The organism is Bradyrhizobium sp. CIAT3101 (assembly GCF_029714945.1).
Lineage (GTDB): Bacteria > Pseudomonadota > Alphaproteobacteria > Rhizobiales > Xanthobacteraceae > Bradyrhizobium.
In genome coordinates this window covers 6,973,748-6,989,904 of record NZ_CP121634.1, presented here as the reverse complement: position 1 = coordinate 6,989,904, position 16,157 = coordinate 6,973,748, and the positions used below count along the sequence as shown (strand labels likewise).

Annotated in this window: 13 protein-coding genes and 1 pseudogene; 7 read left to right on the top strand and 7 right to left on the bottom strand. The window is 57.4% G+C overall.

Features of this window, described 5'->3' with window-relative positions; genetic code table 11:
- Positions 1-206: 206 nt before the first annotated feature.
- Positions 207-1,307, top strand: a complete 1,101-nt coding sequence (locus QA645_RS32585; protein WP_283045361.1) for an alcohol dehydrogenase catalytic domain-containing protein — start codon at positions 207-209, stop codon at positions 1,305-1,307.
- A 563-nt stretch (positions 1,308-1,870) separates the two neighbouring features.
- On the top strand, positions 1,871-2,593 hold the full coding sequence (locus tag QA645_RS32580; RefSeq protein ID WP_283045360.1) for an adenylate/guanylate cyclase domain-containing protein: 723 nt from the start codon (positions 1,871-1,873) through the stop codon (positions 2,591-2,593).
- 1,213 nt (positions 2,594-3,806) lie between these two features.
- Here the strand turns inward: QA645_RS32580 and QA645_RS32575 are convergent.
- Positions 3,807-4,019 (bottom strand): annotated as a pseudogene (locus QA645_RS32575) (multiubiquitin domain-containing protein); the annotation flags it as partial.
- Positions 4,020-4,122: 103 nt separating this feature from the next.
- Here QA645_RS32575 and QA645_RS32570 point away from each other — a divergent pair.
- From QA645_RS32570 to QA645_RS32560, 3 genes are all read left to right on the top strand, one after another.
- Complete coding sequence (locus QA645_RS32570; protein WP_283045359.1) at positions 4,123-4,713, top strand: hypothetical protein; 591 nt, start codon at positions 4,123-4,125, stop codon at positions 4,711-4,713.
- Positions 4,706-5,062: a hypothetical protein gene (locus QA645_RS32565; RefSeq protein ID WP_283045358.1), complete on the top strand. Its 357-nt coding sequence runs from the start codon at positions 4,706-4,708 to the stop codon at positions 5,060-5,062. The genes QA645_RS32570 and QA645_RS32565 overlap by 8 nt, the downstream gene beginning before the upstream one ends.
- A gap of 135 nt (positions 5,063-5,197) precedes the next feature.
- Positions 5,198-5,662, top strand: a complete 465-nt coding sequence (locus tag QA645_RS32560; RefSeq protein WP_283045357.1) for a hypothetical protein — start codon at positions 5,198-5,200, stop codon at positions 5,660-5,662.
- Positions 5,663-5,939: 277 nt separating this feature from the next.
- Here QA645_RS32560 and QA645_RS32555 read toward each other — a convergent pair whose 3' ends face one another.
- The 6 genes from QA645_RS32555 to QA645_RS32530 all read right to left on the bottom strand — a co-directional run bounded on the left by QA645_RS32555 (position 5,940) and on the right by QA645_RS32530 (position 11,444).
- Positions 5,940-6,503 (bottom strand): MarR family transcriptional regulator, encoded by a 564-nt coding sequence (locus QA645_RS32555; RefSeq protein ID WP_283021180.1) that lies wholly within the window; start codon positions 6,501-6,503, stop codon positions 5,940-5,942.
- A gap of 119 nt (positions 6,504-6,622) precedes the next feature.
- The gene (locus QA645_RS32550) at positions 6,623-7,951 is read right to left on the bottom strand and encodes an amidase (RefSeq protein ID WP_283045356.1); all 1,329 of its coding nucleotides are present in this window, start codon (positions 7,949-7,951) and stop codon (positions 6,623-6,625) included.
- 605 nt (positions 7,952-8,556) lie between these two features.
- Entirely contained in the window at positions 8,557-9,489 is a 933-nt protein-coding gene (locus QA645_RS32545) for an ABC transporter substrate-binding protein (RefSeq protein ID WP_283045355.1), read from the bottom strand.
- Between the two features lie 8 nt (positions 9,490-9,497).
- Positions 9,498-10,337 carry an SDR family oxidoreductase gene (locus tag QA645_RS32540; RefSeq protein ID WP_283045354.1) on the bottom strand — a complete coding sequence of 280 codons (840 nt, stop codon included), beginning with the start codon at positions 10,335-10,337 and terminating at the stop codon, positions 9,498-9,500.
- 13 nt (positions 10,338-10,350) lie between these two features.
- Positions 10,351-10,743, bottom strand: coding sequence for a cupin (locus QA645_RS32535; RefSeq protein WP_283045353.1), 393 nt, complete (start codon positions 10,741-10,743; stop codon positions 10,351-10,353).
- Between the two features lie 8 nt (positions 10,744-10,751).
- Entirely contained in the window at positions 10,752-11,444 is a 693-nt protein-coding gene (locus tag QA645_RS32530) for a DUF2848 domain-containing protein (RefSeq protein WP_283045352.1), read from the bottom strand.
- A gap of 163 nt (positions 11,445-11,607) precedes the next feature.
- Between QA645_RS32530 and QA645_RS32525 the strand changes: the two genes are divergently transcribed.
- Positions 11,608-13,101, top strand: coding sequence for a 4-hydroxyphenylacetate 3-hydroxylase N-terminal domain-containing protein (locus QA645_RS32525; protein WP_283045351.1), 1,494 nt, complete (start codon positions 11,608-11,610; stop codon positions 13,099-13,101).
- A gap of 703 nt (positions 13,102-13,804) precedes the next feature.
- Positions 13,805-15,355 (top strand): PAS domain-containing sensor histidine kinase, encoded by a 1,551-nt coding sequence (locus QA645_RS32520; RefSeq protein WP_283045350.1) that lies wholly within the window; start codon positions 13,805-13,807, stop codon positions 15,353-15,355.
- The last annotated feature ends 802 nt before the right edge of the window (positions 15,356-16,157 follow it).

The following is a 16,157-nucleotide window of genomic DNA, read 5'->3' as shown; positions in this document are numbered from 1 at the left end:
GGGCTGGTATTACGAACGCATTCGCGCAGGACGTTGGCTGCCGTGTGGCTGTTCGGTGGGTGAGGGAAGTCCCGTACTCGTAAGCGTACTTTACTTGATATGGCAGCGCTTGCGCGGCTTGAAGCGCGTCGCGTAAAGCCGCGCAAGAAGTCGACCGTTCAGCCAAGGCTCCATTTGGAGTACTTTGCATCTATCCGAGGTGTTCTATGACCAAGGCACTAGCAGCAGTCCTCGAAGCTCCAAAGAATTTTCAGTTTCGCGAGTTCAACATTCCGGAGGTCGCCGAGGACGATGCCGTCCTGCGTGTAGAGGCATGCGGGCTCTGCGGAACGGACTACGATCAATGGCTCGGGCACCTCAAGGACTGGGGCGGTGGTATGCCGATCATCCCCGGGCATGAGGTGATGGGGTTCATTGAACGAATTGGACCAAAGGCCTCCAAGCTGTGGAACGTAAAAGAGGGAGATCGCGTCGCCATCGAGCCGATCATTCCCTGCGGTCATTGTGAAGATTGTGTCCGTGGCGCCTACACTCGGTGCCACGCCGATTTGGGCTATGGACTCTATCAGAACACAAAGGTCGCCCCTTCGCTATGGGGCGGTTATGCCACGCATACCTATCTTCATCCTCGCACGATGGTCCACAAACTACCATCGAGCATCCCAACGGACTTGATGACTCTGGTCAATCCGTTGTCGAACGCAATCCGCTGGGTGTACGAGATCGGCAAGGTCGGGATGGGGTCGACCGTCGTCATCGAAGGACCTGGGCAACGAGGACTGCTTGCCGTCGCAACGGCGAAGAAGGCGGGCGCTGCGAACATCATCGTGACTGGAACAGGCGCCGATACAGGGCGCCTGGCACTAGCCGCAAACCTAGGCGCGACGGCCACCATTAACGTGGATGAAGAAAATCCCGTCCAGCGAGTTATCAAGCTCACAGACGGCCAGCTTGCCGATGTCGTTCTCGACGTCTCATCTGGGACCATGGCGCCTGTGTTGCAGGCAATCGATATGGTGAAGCGGGGTGGAAGGGTCGTGTTGGCGGGTCTCAAAGGCCAGAACAAGCTAAATGGTCTGCCGATCGACAAGCTTGTTCTAAGTGAGATCGAGCTCGTCGGCGTCCTGAGCGCTGGATGGCAGTCAACTGAAATGGCAATCAATATGATCAGGGAAGAAGGAGCCGCCCTTCAGGCGCTTTGTTCCCACTCGTTTGCGCTCGCTCAGGTGACCGACGCCGTTCGAACCCTTGGCCGAGAGATCGTCGACGGCCACGATGCCGTTCACGTTACACTGACGCCATCGTGATAGCTATGTGCAACCTTTGCTTGGTCCGATTGGCACGTCAATTCAATGTACTATCGCTGACGACTCGCGACGACGCCACCAGCGATGAGATCGCTTGCGATGTGGGCGGCACCGATCGATGGCTTACGCAAAGTTGTCGAACGGAGACGGCGTCAAACAGTTCTGCCGTGTCTGAGAACTGTGGAGCAGAAAACGAGCCAAGGTCGTGACCCACATTCTACGCCAAAAGTGCATGACGACGCGAGAAGGCTCGTGCGGGCGCGCCGCGTCCTGTTGGTCGTCAGCACGCACGCGGCGACTAGCCTCGCAGGAAGGAAGAACCGTCTTTGACTGAATCGAGCAATCTCCAGAGGAGGAAGCCGAGCGTAAGGCTCTGGAATGCCGCTCGATCGAGCGTCCGCGCCGCGCTGCGAGCTATTCGAGAGTTTGATGATGTGATGGCGCGATCTTGGGATCTCGGCAAAGGTTGAGCCGTAGCGCGCAATTCATGAGCTCCGCTGGCAGGCCGGTTGTCTGCTCCTCCCTGACTTGGCCGCCGCCTTTTTGGGGCGGCGGCCACTTTCTTGTTGATCGAACTTGGCCGCGGCCCGTCGGCCGAAGTCGCACGATCTCGAAGTATCGAGCGGGAACTCGACCGATCATCATCTTCAACAACGTCAGAAGGCCGAACTCTGCCGAAAATCGGTTCAGCGGATCGTAAAGGGATTTTTGGCGCCTCAGTTTCTCGACGGCATCGCCGTAGAATGCTCGCGCTCGAGGGGGGCGATGGATGCGACACTCATCCGATATTGCGGGACCTGCATTCTGAGGGCGGTACCGACTACGCCATGTTCCTGGTGGACTTCTCTCCAACTACTTTCGTGGCGGACGCCGCTCTTTCGATCGCGACGGATCGCGCCGGAGGCTTCCAGGAAGTTGATTTGGCGAGCTTTCGCGATCTCGTTTCGGTGCTGGGTCTTGCGATCTATCGTTTGATTCTGCTGAGAGAACCGCCGCTCAAGATGCTCGACTGCTATCTCGGTCACATGAGCGGCGCGAGGGTATTGGCCGCAGAGATCGTTCGTGGCCAGGGCCGGATCATCTCTGCCGCGATCATGCTCGCAGATCTTTCAGGCTTCACTACACTCACAGATAGAGAAGACCCGATGGAACTCGTGCAATGGCTGAATGAGCACCTGGAAGCCGTTGGCGATCCGGTCATCGAGAATGACGGCGAGATTCTAAAATTCTCGGGTGACGGCTTGCTTGCGGTATTCCCGGCCGAAAACGCCGCCGGCCAGCCATGACTGGCATGCGAAGCGGCGCTCAGGGCTGCAAGAGAGGCCATCAGGCGCAATGATGCAGTGAACACACAACGGCAACAGACTGGCCAACCTCAGCTCGCGCTCGACATCGCGCTCCATTTTGGAGAGGTCGTCTAGGGTAACGTTGGTACTTCACGGCGGCTGGACTTCACGACCATCGGCCGAGCTGTGAACGAAGTCGCACGCATAGAGAAGCTCTGCGAACAGCTCGGCGTTCATCTCTTGCCCTCGGACCGGTTTGCAAGACGTTGCTCATCGAGCTTCAGACGCCTTGGCGCCTTTGAGCTCCGCGGTGTGGAGTCCGCGCAATTTCTGTATAATACATTGGGTTGATCCTCACATCTGGTCGTTTGGCAGGAGAAGATGGCGATCGTCGCGAAGAAGATCGCGTAGGAAATGAATCTTTTGCTTGGCGGGCCGCCAAAAAGCCATCACATGGGTGTTACCGCCGAGCACATGCAGCATCTCGATGACATAGTCGATGTAGTCATCGAGATCGAAGCGGCCTTCGCTCGTCGCGGTTCTTCATGCAGCGATAGCCGATCCGTCCCTTGACTGGCGCAACAATTCGGTGCTGTTCGTGCACAATCTCGATGAGAAGCCGCGCGAGATCGCCCATCCGAGGTCCCTGCCCGTGCCCTTGTGCATTCCTGGCCTTGCAAATCGGTGTCTGTGGCGCTTGAGCTAATTGTTTGATCTAGCGTTTCAGCAACACCGCGGTCCGTGATCACAACGAGCGTGCCGCCCTCCGCATTGGACCCCGGCGTTCATTGGAATGGGTTAGCAGCGGCGCTCGCCCATGATAGCCAGATGGCGGCATCTGGCATAACGACGGTCTTTGATGCCCTTTCGCTCGGAACGGCCACACGTGGCGGTGACCGAGAGCAACGAGCCGCGCTTCTGCCCACGATGGTCGAGGCCAGAGCCGCTGTGGTGAACGTCGCGGAAAAGGCGGGACATGATCCCTTGTCCCGGTTGTAGCCTCCGGAAATCGGAAGATCGTAACTGACAACCCGCAGGCGTTTGCCTCGGCTACGAGCTCGTACTTCAGGCCAAAGCTTTCCGGCCAAGCCATATCGTCCGCCGGCAGCGAAAACTGCCGGCGAGAAGTGAGACCTTCAGTCTGATCGAGCGGGAGTGTCACGAAACGTTCAATGCCAGGTTTGCGGAGATCGACGTGCTGATCCAGCCCGATTCTAGTCGGCTGTCCACCTCCCTGCGGTTTTTCGTAGATGGCAAACTGCTCAACCGGAGTTTGGCCTGCCAGCTTCAGGAGCTCGCGGCCGGTCGGCGTGGGGGCAGTCAGCTCGAACACCGATTTGTCGATCTGGACCTTATAGGTCGGTGGCTTTTCCTTTTTAGAATCAGTATCTTGCTCGTGATGAGATGAGTTTTCGTCTGCGGACATGGGAGGCTCCAAAGTTTGTCATAGGCGACACCCTTATGTGCGGGACTCACCCCCGCATCCGGACGCAAAAATTTATTTTATTTCGCTGTCCGCGAGGCTCCCAATGTCTCGCATACTGCATTGGCGCATGAACAATACGAGACGCGATCCGCACGATACGGCCACTCTCACGGAGATTGCCGAAGCGCTCCACGCGATGAGCCAAGCCGATAGAGTGAGGCTCGCGCACTTCGCGCGCTTGCGAGCCGCGGGTCTGCCGGGGTGGGATTGGGAGGACCTGCTGCATGAGGCCATCGATCGTGTTCTGAGCGGATCACGGGCATGGCCGCGGTCAGTGCCATTGATCGCACTCCTGTGCGGCACGATCAGGAGCATCGCGGGAGACCTGTGGCGCGAGCGGAGGAACAGCCCTGACGTCGGCTCGCAAGCCACCTCGGAGAATCAAGGCGAGGGCGACTTGCCCGACGATTCTCCGGAGCCTGAACGACAGGTGATTGCACGTAGAACACTGGAGATTCTCGACTTCTTCGAAGGTGATGATGAGGCGTTGGCGATCGTGAAGGGGTTGGCCGACGGAAGTGGTCCCGAAGAGATTCAAATCAGCCTTGGGATGACCGCGAGAAGCTACGCCAGCGCTCAAAAGCGGATTCGGCGACGGATTTCCGGCATGGTAGCGGAGCAAGAAATTGGGTGACGACTATACACGGTTGAATAACATTTTGTCGGCGCTTGAGGGCGAAATTCTCGAGGCGAAGGACAGCGATCTGCTTTCCGGCAAAAAGGCCGTGGAAGCTGAAAAGACGGTCCGGACGCTTATTGAGACGCGCTTGGCAATACACGAAGAGAAGCTTGCCGCGCCCATACCGTCCAATGCGCAGGATCGACGATTGCTTCTCGATCTGCTCGCCAGAAATACGCCGTCCATGCCCCGCGAGGTGCGGATGGCTTATGGGGCCGGCAAGAAGCTGAGTAATCGAGAGGTATCGGCCTTGCTGCGCAAGCTGGTGCTTCGAGGGATGCTTTCTTCTGCGAAGAAAAAGTAGACCACCTCCAGCTCAATGTTAATGAGGAGAGTTCCGAGTGACTTCGGAAGTAGTCGTGATGAACGGCCTGGCCGTTGCGCAGAGTGGCAGGCGAAAGAAGATGCAACCTGCTTCTCCCAGGACGTCGGCAGGTCATTGGCCGGAAGGCTTTCCGGAGAAATTCAGCGACTGATCGCAAAGGTGCTCGGGCAGTTCTCGGCTTCGATTGGCGTAGATGCGACGAACGCGCGGCGAGAGATCGCTATCATGCTCCTTTCGAAGGACGATATTTTGATCGAATCCCATTCGGGACTCGTGGTCGCGGGCTTCGGACGGAAGGATTACTTTCCGGTTATGCAGATGTACGAACTCGGAGAAGTCTATTCAGGCCGACTGAAGCATCGAACGCCAAAGGTCGAGCGCATTAGCCTGTTGGCGGGGATCGATCTGCTAACTGGGAAGGTGCACGCTCTTGTCAGAGACCGCCACCGGAGCCGCGAGTTCGTTGAATTCCTCAAGCTTCTCGACGCGGCCTATCCGGCCAGCACGGCAATCAAGCTGATCCTCGACAATCATTCCGCACACATCTTGAGAGAAACCAGAGCCTGTCTCGACACATGACCCGCAGGCCGCTTCGAATTTACGTTCGCCGAAGCACGGCTCCTGGCTCAACCTCATTGAGGGCTTCTTCTCCAAATTCGCCCGCTCCGTCCTACGTCACATCCGGGTGACATCAAAACACGAGCTCAGGGAGCGCATCATGGCCGGCATCGACGACGTTAATCGCTACCCCGTCATCCACACCTGGTCCCACAAGCTCGCTGAGGCTGCCTGATATGATTCGAACCACGAAAACGCTGACCTAGGCCTACCCAAAGACGAGGCCGTGAGCTCAACTCTACAGTTTGGCTCCGACATAGAACATCAGTATTGAAAGTGCGCTCTCGCGCTCGCTAGGCGTGAGTTGGCCAGCAAAGTAGTCAACGTGAAACTTCACCTTCTCGTCGATCGCGTGGAGGAGCTCTTTTCCTGAGTCGGTAACACCAACGAATGTAACCCGTTGATCTTGATCGTCGCGCCTACGATCTGCCAAGCCCTTTTCAACCAAGGTCCTAACCAGGGTGGAAGCAAAGGCCGGAGGTATGTCGAGCCGAGCGGCGATCTGATTTACCTGCAGATGCATTTCAGCGCTGCCGTAGATCTGGATGAGAGCCTGATGGGCCAGGGGGTCTATCCCGAAGGCTCTTGCCTGATCTTCGACTATGCGGAAGGCCTTGCGTAGAACATAACGAGCTTCTGCCACTCCTATGAAATACGTGTGCTTATCTTCCGTCTCGCGTGATTTTTTCGCTGCGTTCCTTCGGCGCCTCAGTCGTTCAAGATCGAGTGGTTGAGGAGTGAAGGCCGTAGACGGAGCAGGTTCTCGGGCACGCTCGTCGGCTCTTTTTGCTTTAGTTGCCATATCCAATCTTTCCAGTCGGTACAGCCGAGTCGGCTACGTCAGTCCGGCAAATAACATGGATACACAAGGTAAGTAAGTGACTTTGCGTAGATATATTTGCCAGATGCGTCATGTCAACGTCACCCGTCCTTGAAACGCACAGCTTTGATGCCGCTCTCGACCTCTGCGGCCAACGAAAGTAGCGGCCAATCGCTACGACTGGCCCCTATCACCGTCAGGCCTACTGGAGCTGTTGCGGGTTCTTGGCAAGGCAGGCTAATCGCGCAACCGTCCAATGCATTAACAATGGTTGTGTTTCGTAGCATCAGAAGATTGGCGCGGGAATACGCCTCGTCGCTCGTCTCGAGCTCGCCGATTCGGGGTGCAATAGTCGGGACGGTCGGTGCCAGGACGGCATCGAATCCCGTCAACTCTCGCTCCCATTCGGAGATTAGGCGCGTCCTCAGCTGAAGGCGGCGGATATAGTCAGCAGCCCGGTGTTTAGCACCTCTTTCTATCCGAGAGCGTACCCGCGGATCGTAGGCAGCCCCCTTTCGACCGAGCAGTGTTTCATGCCATTCGAATGCCTCCGCAGCCACGATACCCCCGTCCTGCATGATCTCGGCCAGGTTAGCGACCGCGCCGCTGTGGCGTTCAACCAGCTTGAACCCCAAATCAGACAGAAGGTTGAGGGTTTGCTCGTAAGTCCGGGCGACCTGAGCATCCAGATCTTCCAAGACCTGGTTCTTCAGCACCATGAAGGTAGCAGGGGGGCGCATGGAGGGTGGCTGAGGCGATACATTGTGACCGGACAACACGCCGTAGAGCCGTGCGCATTCGCCGACGCTGGGAGCCAGCGGCCCGATCGAATCAAATGAGGGGGAGAGAGGAAGAGTGCCTTGCAGGGGTACCGTTCGGGCTGTCGGTTTGAACCCAACGAGACCACATAGTGCCGCCGGAATCCGTACCGAGCCACCGGTATCGGTACCAATGGCCGCTTCTGCCATTCGATCAGTAACCGATATTGCGGCGCCGGACGAGGATCCGCCCGGGATGCGCCGTTGGTCTCGTTCCCATGGATTGGCTGGCGTTCCGAAGTGCGGATTAAGCCCGAGGCCACTAAAGGCGAATTCGGTCATCGTTGTGCGACCGATGATAATCGCGCCGGCCTCGCGAAGGCGCCGGACGATCTCCGCATCGCGTGGGGCAGGCTCTTCGCCCGTTCTCGCTCGCGAGCCGGCGCGCGTCACCTCACCTGTGACGTCGAACAGGTCCTTAATTGAGACGACCATGCCTGCCAGTGGAGGCAACTCGATCCCGAGAGCGAGCGCCTGATCGAAATAGTCGGCAGTAAGCTTGGCCTCGTCCGCATAAATTCGCGTGAAAGTATTGGAGCCTTCGCCCCTCGGGTTCGCCGCGTTCTCGAGGCAATCCTCCACCTTGGCGCGAATTGTTGGTGCCAGCGCCATGCGCTCCTCCATTTTGGCGAAATTAGCTCGTGCTTGAACTCTTGACGTAGGGTGCTTCGGTATCACCAGCCGTGGAGAGCGAAATCGATGTCCGGTGATGCTGGGGCCGTGGAGGCTCGCGCCAAGGCGCTGTAACTGCCCCTGAAGAAGAGCAGCGGACCCGCGCCAGCTGTTCGAGTTTCGAACCGCGATACCCTACAGACGAATATGTCGTGATCCCCTCCGTCGTATGTAGCGTAGGCGGCGCATTCGAAGTATGCGAGCCAGTCGGACAACAGTGGCGACCCGTTTTGCATCCGGCCGACCGTCAGATGCGCCCATTTGTCGCCTCCGCTCTTCGCAAATCGGTTCGAAAGGTCTTTCTTGTCTTCCGGCAAAATGATGACGCCGTAGTTTGCGGCCGATCGCCATTGATCTATTCCGAGGGCGCGCCGCGATAAGCTGAACAATATTAGCGGCGGGTCCAGAGACACCGAATTGAAGGAGCTTACGGTGGCCCCAAGACGTCCTTGAGGCGTTTCAGCGGTAATGATAGCAACGCCGGTTGCGAATGACCCGAGAGCATCTCGAAAGGCGCGAGAGTCGAAGCTTTCCATCTGGCCCACCTAGGTGTTTGTTGGTTGCCATAACGATTGAAAGCGCGTCGCCACCACGTCATCATAGGCCGGCGCACCATTTAAAATACCAACTTTGCGACAAAAGGCGTTCATACCTTCGACGAACGTCCTAGAGATTTCTGCCGAATATTGCGGCGTGTCGCGCCGGATTAATTCGGCTATCAGCTTCGCCTCCGTAGCGGGGAATACTTTGGCGCCTACTTCAGCAGCTTTCTCTGGCGCAGCCTTGAGAATCTCCTGCGTGCGAACGATTGCCCTCACAACCGCCTCGACTTGCTGTGGATCTGTCGCGATCTTCCGTTCAGTCGTCGCGATTGAAGCCATGGTATAGTTGAAGCATTCCGGCGGACCGTCGCCCCGGCGCACATCGATGACAACAGATCCGGCTCCGGAACATACAGCTGTTTCTGTGCCCATTCCGTTTGCCCAGAAGCCGTCAATCAATCCCTTCTCAAGGGCATGGGCTGCCGTGAGACCGAAGTTTACGGTCTTACCGATGGCGCCAGGCACTGGTGCGATCTGGACCTCGTCCCTGTTGAGGTCGATTCCCCCGGCGATGAGCAGCTGGCGAAGTCCCATGTCAACCCAAGGCGCGGCACCTATTCTCCGCCCCTTTACGATCGATAGATCGTTCCGCTGCGGGCTGAGATCCTTGCGCATGACCAGAAACCAATACATCCCTTGGCCTTGCGCGCAGACAAGCTTGACACCGTTCCACTCGGGAAACGCGCTAAGCGCCGAATGAGCCGAACCTGCAACAAAATCTAGGTCTCCGTTCTGCAGAGCTGCGTAGGCACGGTCCACAGGGTAGACGAGCTCAATCTCGGCATTCACTCCTTCCTCCCTCATAATTCCGAGCTCGACGGCCGCGACAGCCGGAAAGTAGGAATTCGAGATGAGATCGGGCACTCCGATTTTCATGCGGATACTCACGGTTGAGTAGAAGGGAAGACCGACTGAGCGCCTAGCTGAGGCCAAGCAACGGGCGCGCTGGCCTCGGCGAGGCGACGCTCGAGTGGCAGTTGAGGATTCCATCTGCGGGCGATCAAGCGAAGGCCATTGATCTGATCCGCTTCGTCGGAGCAGAGCCAGATCAAAGGGGCACGCATTTGCTCGGGCTGGATTAACTTGTCGGCTGGCAGGCCGTTTTCTGATGGCACCTGGCGCGTGTTTACCGGGCCTCCTGGAACCAGAACGTTGGCCGTCACGCCCGTCCCGTCCACATCTCCAGCCATGATCCGTGATGCAGCTTCTAATGCAGCCTTGCACGGTCCATAACTGCCGATGCCGGGGCGATACATCGTGTCAAGGCTCGTGGTGATATTCACTATTCGGCCCCAACTTCTCTCAATCATCGGCCTCACGAAAGTTCGAGACATCAGTTGCGGCCCGAATACGTTTACACGAAGCATAGCGAGCCAGAGTTCGTCACTTACCTCCCAGAACTTTGCCCTGTCGGTGAGATATCGGCTGGAGATGCTCTCAGGCCCGATTGCTGCATTGTTCACGAGAACGTCGACGCCCCCGAAGTGACTCTCCGCCTCGACTTTCAGTGCCTCAGCCGATGCCGGGTCCGCAACGTCCATTGCCCGGGTGAAGACCTGCCCACCCTTGGCTTTGAGTTGCACACCCATTGCGGTCAACGCATGTGCGTCAATATCGACAAGGACAAGATTTGCGCCGATTTCGGCCAAACCTTCCGCCATTGATCGGCCGATCCCGCGCGCGGCGCCTGTAATGAGGGCCGTCTTGCCCTTGAGCGACATCATGCAAACTCGCCCGTCACTTGTTGGTTGGCTTTTCGCTGAAATAATGCAGCTCGAATAGCAAGCACCCTCCGTTTGACTTGAACGGCCCATGGTAAGCCCCCGGGGGACGACAAGCATAAGTATTCGGAGCGAATGCAGTGCCTCCATTGCCAGATTTGTCATTGCCGACGGTCAAGTCACCTGAAATGAGGAACACCTCTTCCCAGTACTCATGTACGAAAGGATCGGTCGTAAACACGCCAGGATCGAACCTGAGCAGGCGGCTCCTGCCGCCCGTCTTGCCGTCCTCGTTGAAATCGCTCGCGAGAATCTTCTGCTTGATGCCTTCTGGATACCCGGGCGGTGTTTCCCAGCCGCTCTGCAGATCCAGCGTGTGGAATTCGAGATGAGGTTTACCATTCGACATGTTCGTGCTCACTCCGTTGGCAGGGTCTTGACGGTATAGGTGTGATGGAGACTCCTTCCAAGAACCGGGTCTACCAACTCCAGCTCGTAGGCATCGCCGTGTTCGATGGCTCCATGTACGGGTAAGGTCCCACAGAACATCGCCGTCGAGATCGGCAGCCCCATGCCCGCACCAAAGCAACCGGCCATCAAGTCGTGCGGATGTCGCATCGCCTCTAATGATCCTTCTTGATACAGCCAGCGCTCGCCGTTTATGACCGCGTAGGAACGCATTTGAAGTTCGTCCCAGTGATTCTCGACGTCTGCCAGAAGCCACCAGCTGCGCCCAATCGGCTTGGGGCACGATTGCTTTGAGATGGTGATGCCGATGGTTTCGATCTTGCGGTCCGTATGGTCCGAACCTAGGCCCAAACAGACGCCCTCCTTCAGTCGCATCAAAACAGGCTCGACTTCTCCGCTCGAATTCTTGCCGACGACTTCGATCACTTCGTCGGTCGTGAGTAGCGACGAGGCGACCCTGTAGAAGATCGGGGTCGTCTTCGGTCGCGGCACTCCCAATCTCTCGAGTTCCTCGATGTGCGCCTCTAGCGCAGCCTTATCGCGACCGGTCCAGCCAGCAACGACCAGATCGCCGATTGTCGCCCTAACGAGATCGGCCGATCCTCGTCGTTCTGACACGATAAGCGCTTCGAACTTCGTCACTTTCCGTCGCTCCGTCAGGTGAGTTTGGCGTTCCGATCGTGCGATGCAGTGCAATTGACCCCGCAGGGCCCGCTCTTTTCGGTTGAAATCGAACGCTAAGTAGAATACCTATGTTAGATGACGTATGTCAAAACATTTCTCTTCCCACCAAATGGAGTCGACAGTGAACCCTCAGCCCAAGAGCATTACTGCTTCATCCGCCGGCGGCCTACGTTCCGGTCGCGATTTCCTGGAGTCGCTGAACGATGGGCGGCAGGTCTTTCTGGACGGCGAGCTGGTAAAGGACGTTACGAAGCACCCGTCTCTGGCTCGAACGGCTCACACGCTTGCCGGCTTGTTTGATCTGGCGGCCGAACCCGGCCTGAGGGATCGCATGACCTTCACGAGCCCAAAGACTGGACAGCCCGTGCTTAGGGCTTACCAAATCCCGAAGACGACAGAAGATCTGCGCGCGCGCCGCTTGTTCTCAGAGGTGTGGGCCGAGGCAACGTTCGGGCTGATGGGACGCACCCCGGATCACGTGGCCAGCTTTTTTTGCGGCTATGCGGCCGTTCCGGAGGTCTTCAAGGCTGGCGGCGCTCAGTTCGCTGCGAACGTCGTGAACTTTTACGAGAAGATGCGCGACAATCATCTCTATGCTAGCTACGCAATCGTTCCTCCGCAGATTGATCGCAGTAAGCCAGCTCACAAGCAGGCTGACCCGACATTGTATGCCGGGATCGTGGCCGAAAAGGACGGGGGTATCGTCCTCAAGGGCGCCCAGCAGCTGGCAACTGGTGGCCTATATTCGGATTATATCTATCTGAGCTGCATCCATCCGCTTCAGCCTGGAGACGAGAATTACGCTAATGGCGTCATGATTCCGGCCAACGCTCCGGGACTGAAGCTGTATCCGCGGCGTCCTTTCGGCGCGGTGGCTTCGAATTCCCTCGACTATCCGCTGTCCGGACGGTTTGATGAGCCCGACTGCTTCGTGGTGTTGGACAATGTATTCGTTCCTTGGGAGAACGTCTTCATTCATCGCAACATCGATGTGTGCCGGGATCAGTGGTGGAAGACCCCGGCTCATGCGTATGGCAATTGTCAGGCTCAAACGCGTTACACGGTGAAGCTGCGTTTCATGATCGGTTTGGCGAAGCGGATCAACGAGCTTTCCGGCAACGACAGCAATCCGGCGGTCCAGGTGCAGATGGGTGAGTTAGCTTCGCTCGTCTCCATCATTGAAAACATGCTGCTGTCGCAGGAAGTAACCGCATCTGTCGATTCCAACGGCGTGCTTTGGCCCTCAAAGACGGCGCTGTATTCAATTATGGCTCTGCAGTCCGAGTTGAACGCTCGGATGCTTGAGATCATTCGAGAGTTGAGCGGCGCCGCAATGATCACGCTGCCGTCGTCGGCGGCAGATTTCGAGAACGCCGAGATGAACGCTGATATCGAGCGCTATATGCAGTCGGGAGCGGCGGACGCAAAAGCGCGTGTTGCCGTAATGCGTATGGCTTGGGACTTCATCGGCTCGGAGTTTGGAAGTCGCCAGCAGCAATACGAGAAGTTCTACGGCGGGGCTTCGTTCCTAGTGAAGCAGAACATGTTCCGGAACTACGATTTCAAGAGGGCGACGGGACTCGTTGAGAAGGCGCTTACTCTGCCGGCGTTCTGATGCTGCAGCATTGCGGGCGGGCCGGCCCGGCTCCGATGCGCTCGGCAAAATGGTGCGTCTCGCTTTGGGGGATACGAATGCTGATTTTCACGAAATGCTGTCGTTCGGCCCTTTAATTGCGGTTTGATGTCAAGTGGTGTCTCCTTTCTTGAAGGCGGTAGCGCTCGGCCTGTCGGAGCTCGCCATTGCGTAGACAGGGCGAGCGCGGGTGATGACGATGCCAGTCCGGTTGCGGTTTGGCGCCGTTGAGCCTGATGCCATCGCTGGGGTCATGGTCCTTTCCGAGGTCGCGCAGCGCCTCATGATGATGTCCGGGGCGGACGCCTCAACGTCTGCAGCGGGGTACGGTCAAGCCGCCACCAGCCGAATGAACGAGGTCGTCACAACCACCGTCCCAGCGGGACATCGCCAGTCCGCCGAACCGGACCAGGAGCTAATAAATAGGATCAGGCTTCCTTCGCCTGACCCCAATCGAACGGTGTGCCATCTTTTCGTAGAGCGATTGATCCTGTTGACTTGCTTGGCTATTCTTTGTCACCCCTTTTCTGTTGATCTCGATGGCGTATCGATGGGTGTGACTCCTTGCTGAGTGTAGATATCGGACTGACGGTTGTTGACCGCGGCCCTTATTCGGAGCGGGCGGCTAGAGAAAAGTCGTTGTCGCTGATTGCGGGAGGGAACAACAATTATGTCTAGGCTTCGAGTGACCGATGCGACGACTGGTCGTCCTTCCAAAGAGGTGCTGGATGAATTGCGCCGGAAGCGGGCGATGCTCGAAGAAGCTGAACGCATCGCGCACGTTGGCTACTGGGAACGGGACCTAGGATCGGAACAGATCATCTTTTCAGAAGAAGCCTATCGCATCTTTGGCGTAGCTCCACGCGAAGGCACCATTGGGCTTGAGGAAATCATCGAGCGGATACACCCGGACGATCGCGCAGCCTGGAGCGCGGCGATAGAGGAGATGCTTCGCGGCAACTCTCGTTATGATCTGAATTATCGCATAGTGAGACCCGACGGTGAGGTGCGGTTCATCCACAGCCGGGGTGATCTGACCAGAGACTCGTCGGGCCATTGTCTCGGTGCATTTGGGGCGGTCCAAGATATCACTGATCTTAAGCGAGCTGAGCATCTGACGCAGATGGTCTTCGAGCGTTCACCCGATGCCATCTGCATTATCGGACGAGACTATCGATACCAGCGCGTCAACCCGGTCTTCGAGCGTATTGCAGGAAGGCCAGCGAAGGACCTTGTCGGGATGCATGTCGCCGATGTTTTGGGGAATACGGTCTTTGAGCAGATCCTCAAGCCAAAACACGACCGATGTTTCGCCGGAGAAGAAGTCAGATGCGCGGATTGGTTTGTATATCCTAATGCGAGGCATTTCCTCTCGGTAAGCATTTCTCCCTTGAGTTCGACGTCGGATCGCGTCGAAGCGATTCTGTTGATCTTTCGCGACCTCACAGAACATGTATTGGCATCCGACGCCTTGCGCTCGGCGCAAGCCGAACTAGCGCATGCTAATCGTGTCGCCACTATGGGGCATCTCACGGCATCGATTGCCCACGAAGTCAACCAGCCAATTGCTGCGGTGGTAATGAATGCCCAGGCTGCTTTGCACTGGCTTGACGGAGCACCCGCCAACCTTCCGCAGGTCCGTCGATCCTTGAACCTGATTGTTGAGGATGGAGAACGGGCCGGAGAGGTTATCGGACGGATCCGCTGCCTCGTGAAGAAGGCGCCGCCTCGGAAAGATCGTCTCGACGTCAATACCGCTGTCCTTGACGTGATCGCCTTGACGCGCAGCGAAGTACTCAAGCATGGGGTCTGCCTTCGGACAGAGCTTGCGAACAACCTGCCCTTTGTCGAAGGTGACCGGGTCCAGCTGCAACAAGTCATGCTGAACCTTATCTTGAATGCGGTCGACGCAATGAGCGGATTAGCTGGGAACGAAACCGAGCTCGTGATCAGCGCTTCGAAGGATGCGTCAGGCAGCGTGCTTATATCCATACAAGACACGGGACCTGGCGTGCCTCCGCACCTTGTCGACCGCTTGTTCGAGCCCTTCTATACGACTAAGCCCGAAGGGATGGGAATGGGTCTAGCCATTTGTCGCTCAATCATTCAGGCGCATGGAGGGCGGCTGTGGGTCAGCGCGAATAACTCCGGGGGGGCTGTATTTCGATTTACCCTGCCGACCGGCGACGACATTTCCGCTGGGCTGGCGGAGCCACAGAAGTCTGTCGTTCCGTAGCCGGACATATGTTGTAGTGAGCGCATGGCGACTGGCGTCTCGCGCTCGTCGTTACTTTGCTTGTTGCGACTCGGTCCGAAGGATGCCCGGCGCGGAAAGTAGCGTTGTCCGCGCGAAGGTGGTCCGGATTTGGGAGCCGCCTTGGTCGGCCCAGGCGCGGTCGGGAATGTCTTTTACGGCGATGATCAAGAGTAGACATTGCCGCTGATTGATCGGACGCAGGGCGCGACCGGAACCGTCTTCCTGCTTGCTGCCAGAGCTATGGAAAGGACGTTGCTGGATAAGAAGGGCAGCACGCGCTCGTTGACAGGGCAAGCACTTGGGACGCGAGTCTGATCCATCCCAGCTTCTTCTCCGAACCTGCGGCTTGCAATTTCGGATCCTAAACTCCAGAAAATGAGCTGGTTGTCGAGCACACGGGCTTGCGTCGCCTGTTCCGCTACCCAAGCCCGGGGTCGGCTACTTCTCGCGATCGCAAAGCCATTCCTAGGCCAAGGGACAACGTCTTCTCAAGCGCACTTGCGGGTTGCAGTGAGCGTTCAGAAGGTGGAAGGGGAACGCTCTGTTTGCCCACTATTGGTGAATGGGGAAGTCAGGCCTCGCGACAGACAGATGCGCGCCTAAGCCGTTACTATCGCACATGCTGACTGACTGCCAGAACATTGCGTCCGCTCAATCACATTCGCCGGATTAGCGGGATCATGGCAGACGAGCCAAGAATCGCGGCACCCACGATAAACGTAAGGCCCATATCGAAGCTACCGGTGGTATTGATGATCGCACCGATGGCGAGCGGTGAGAG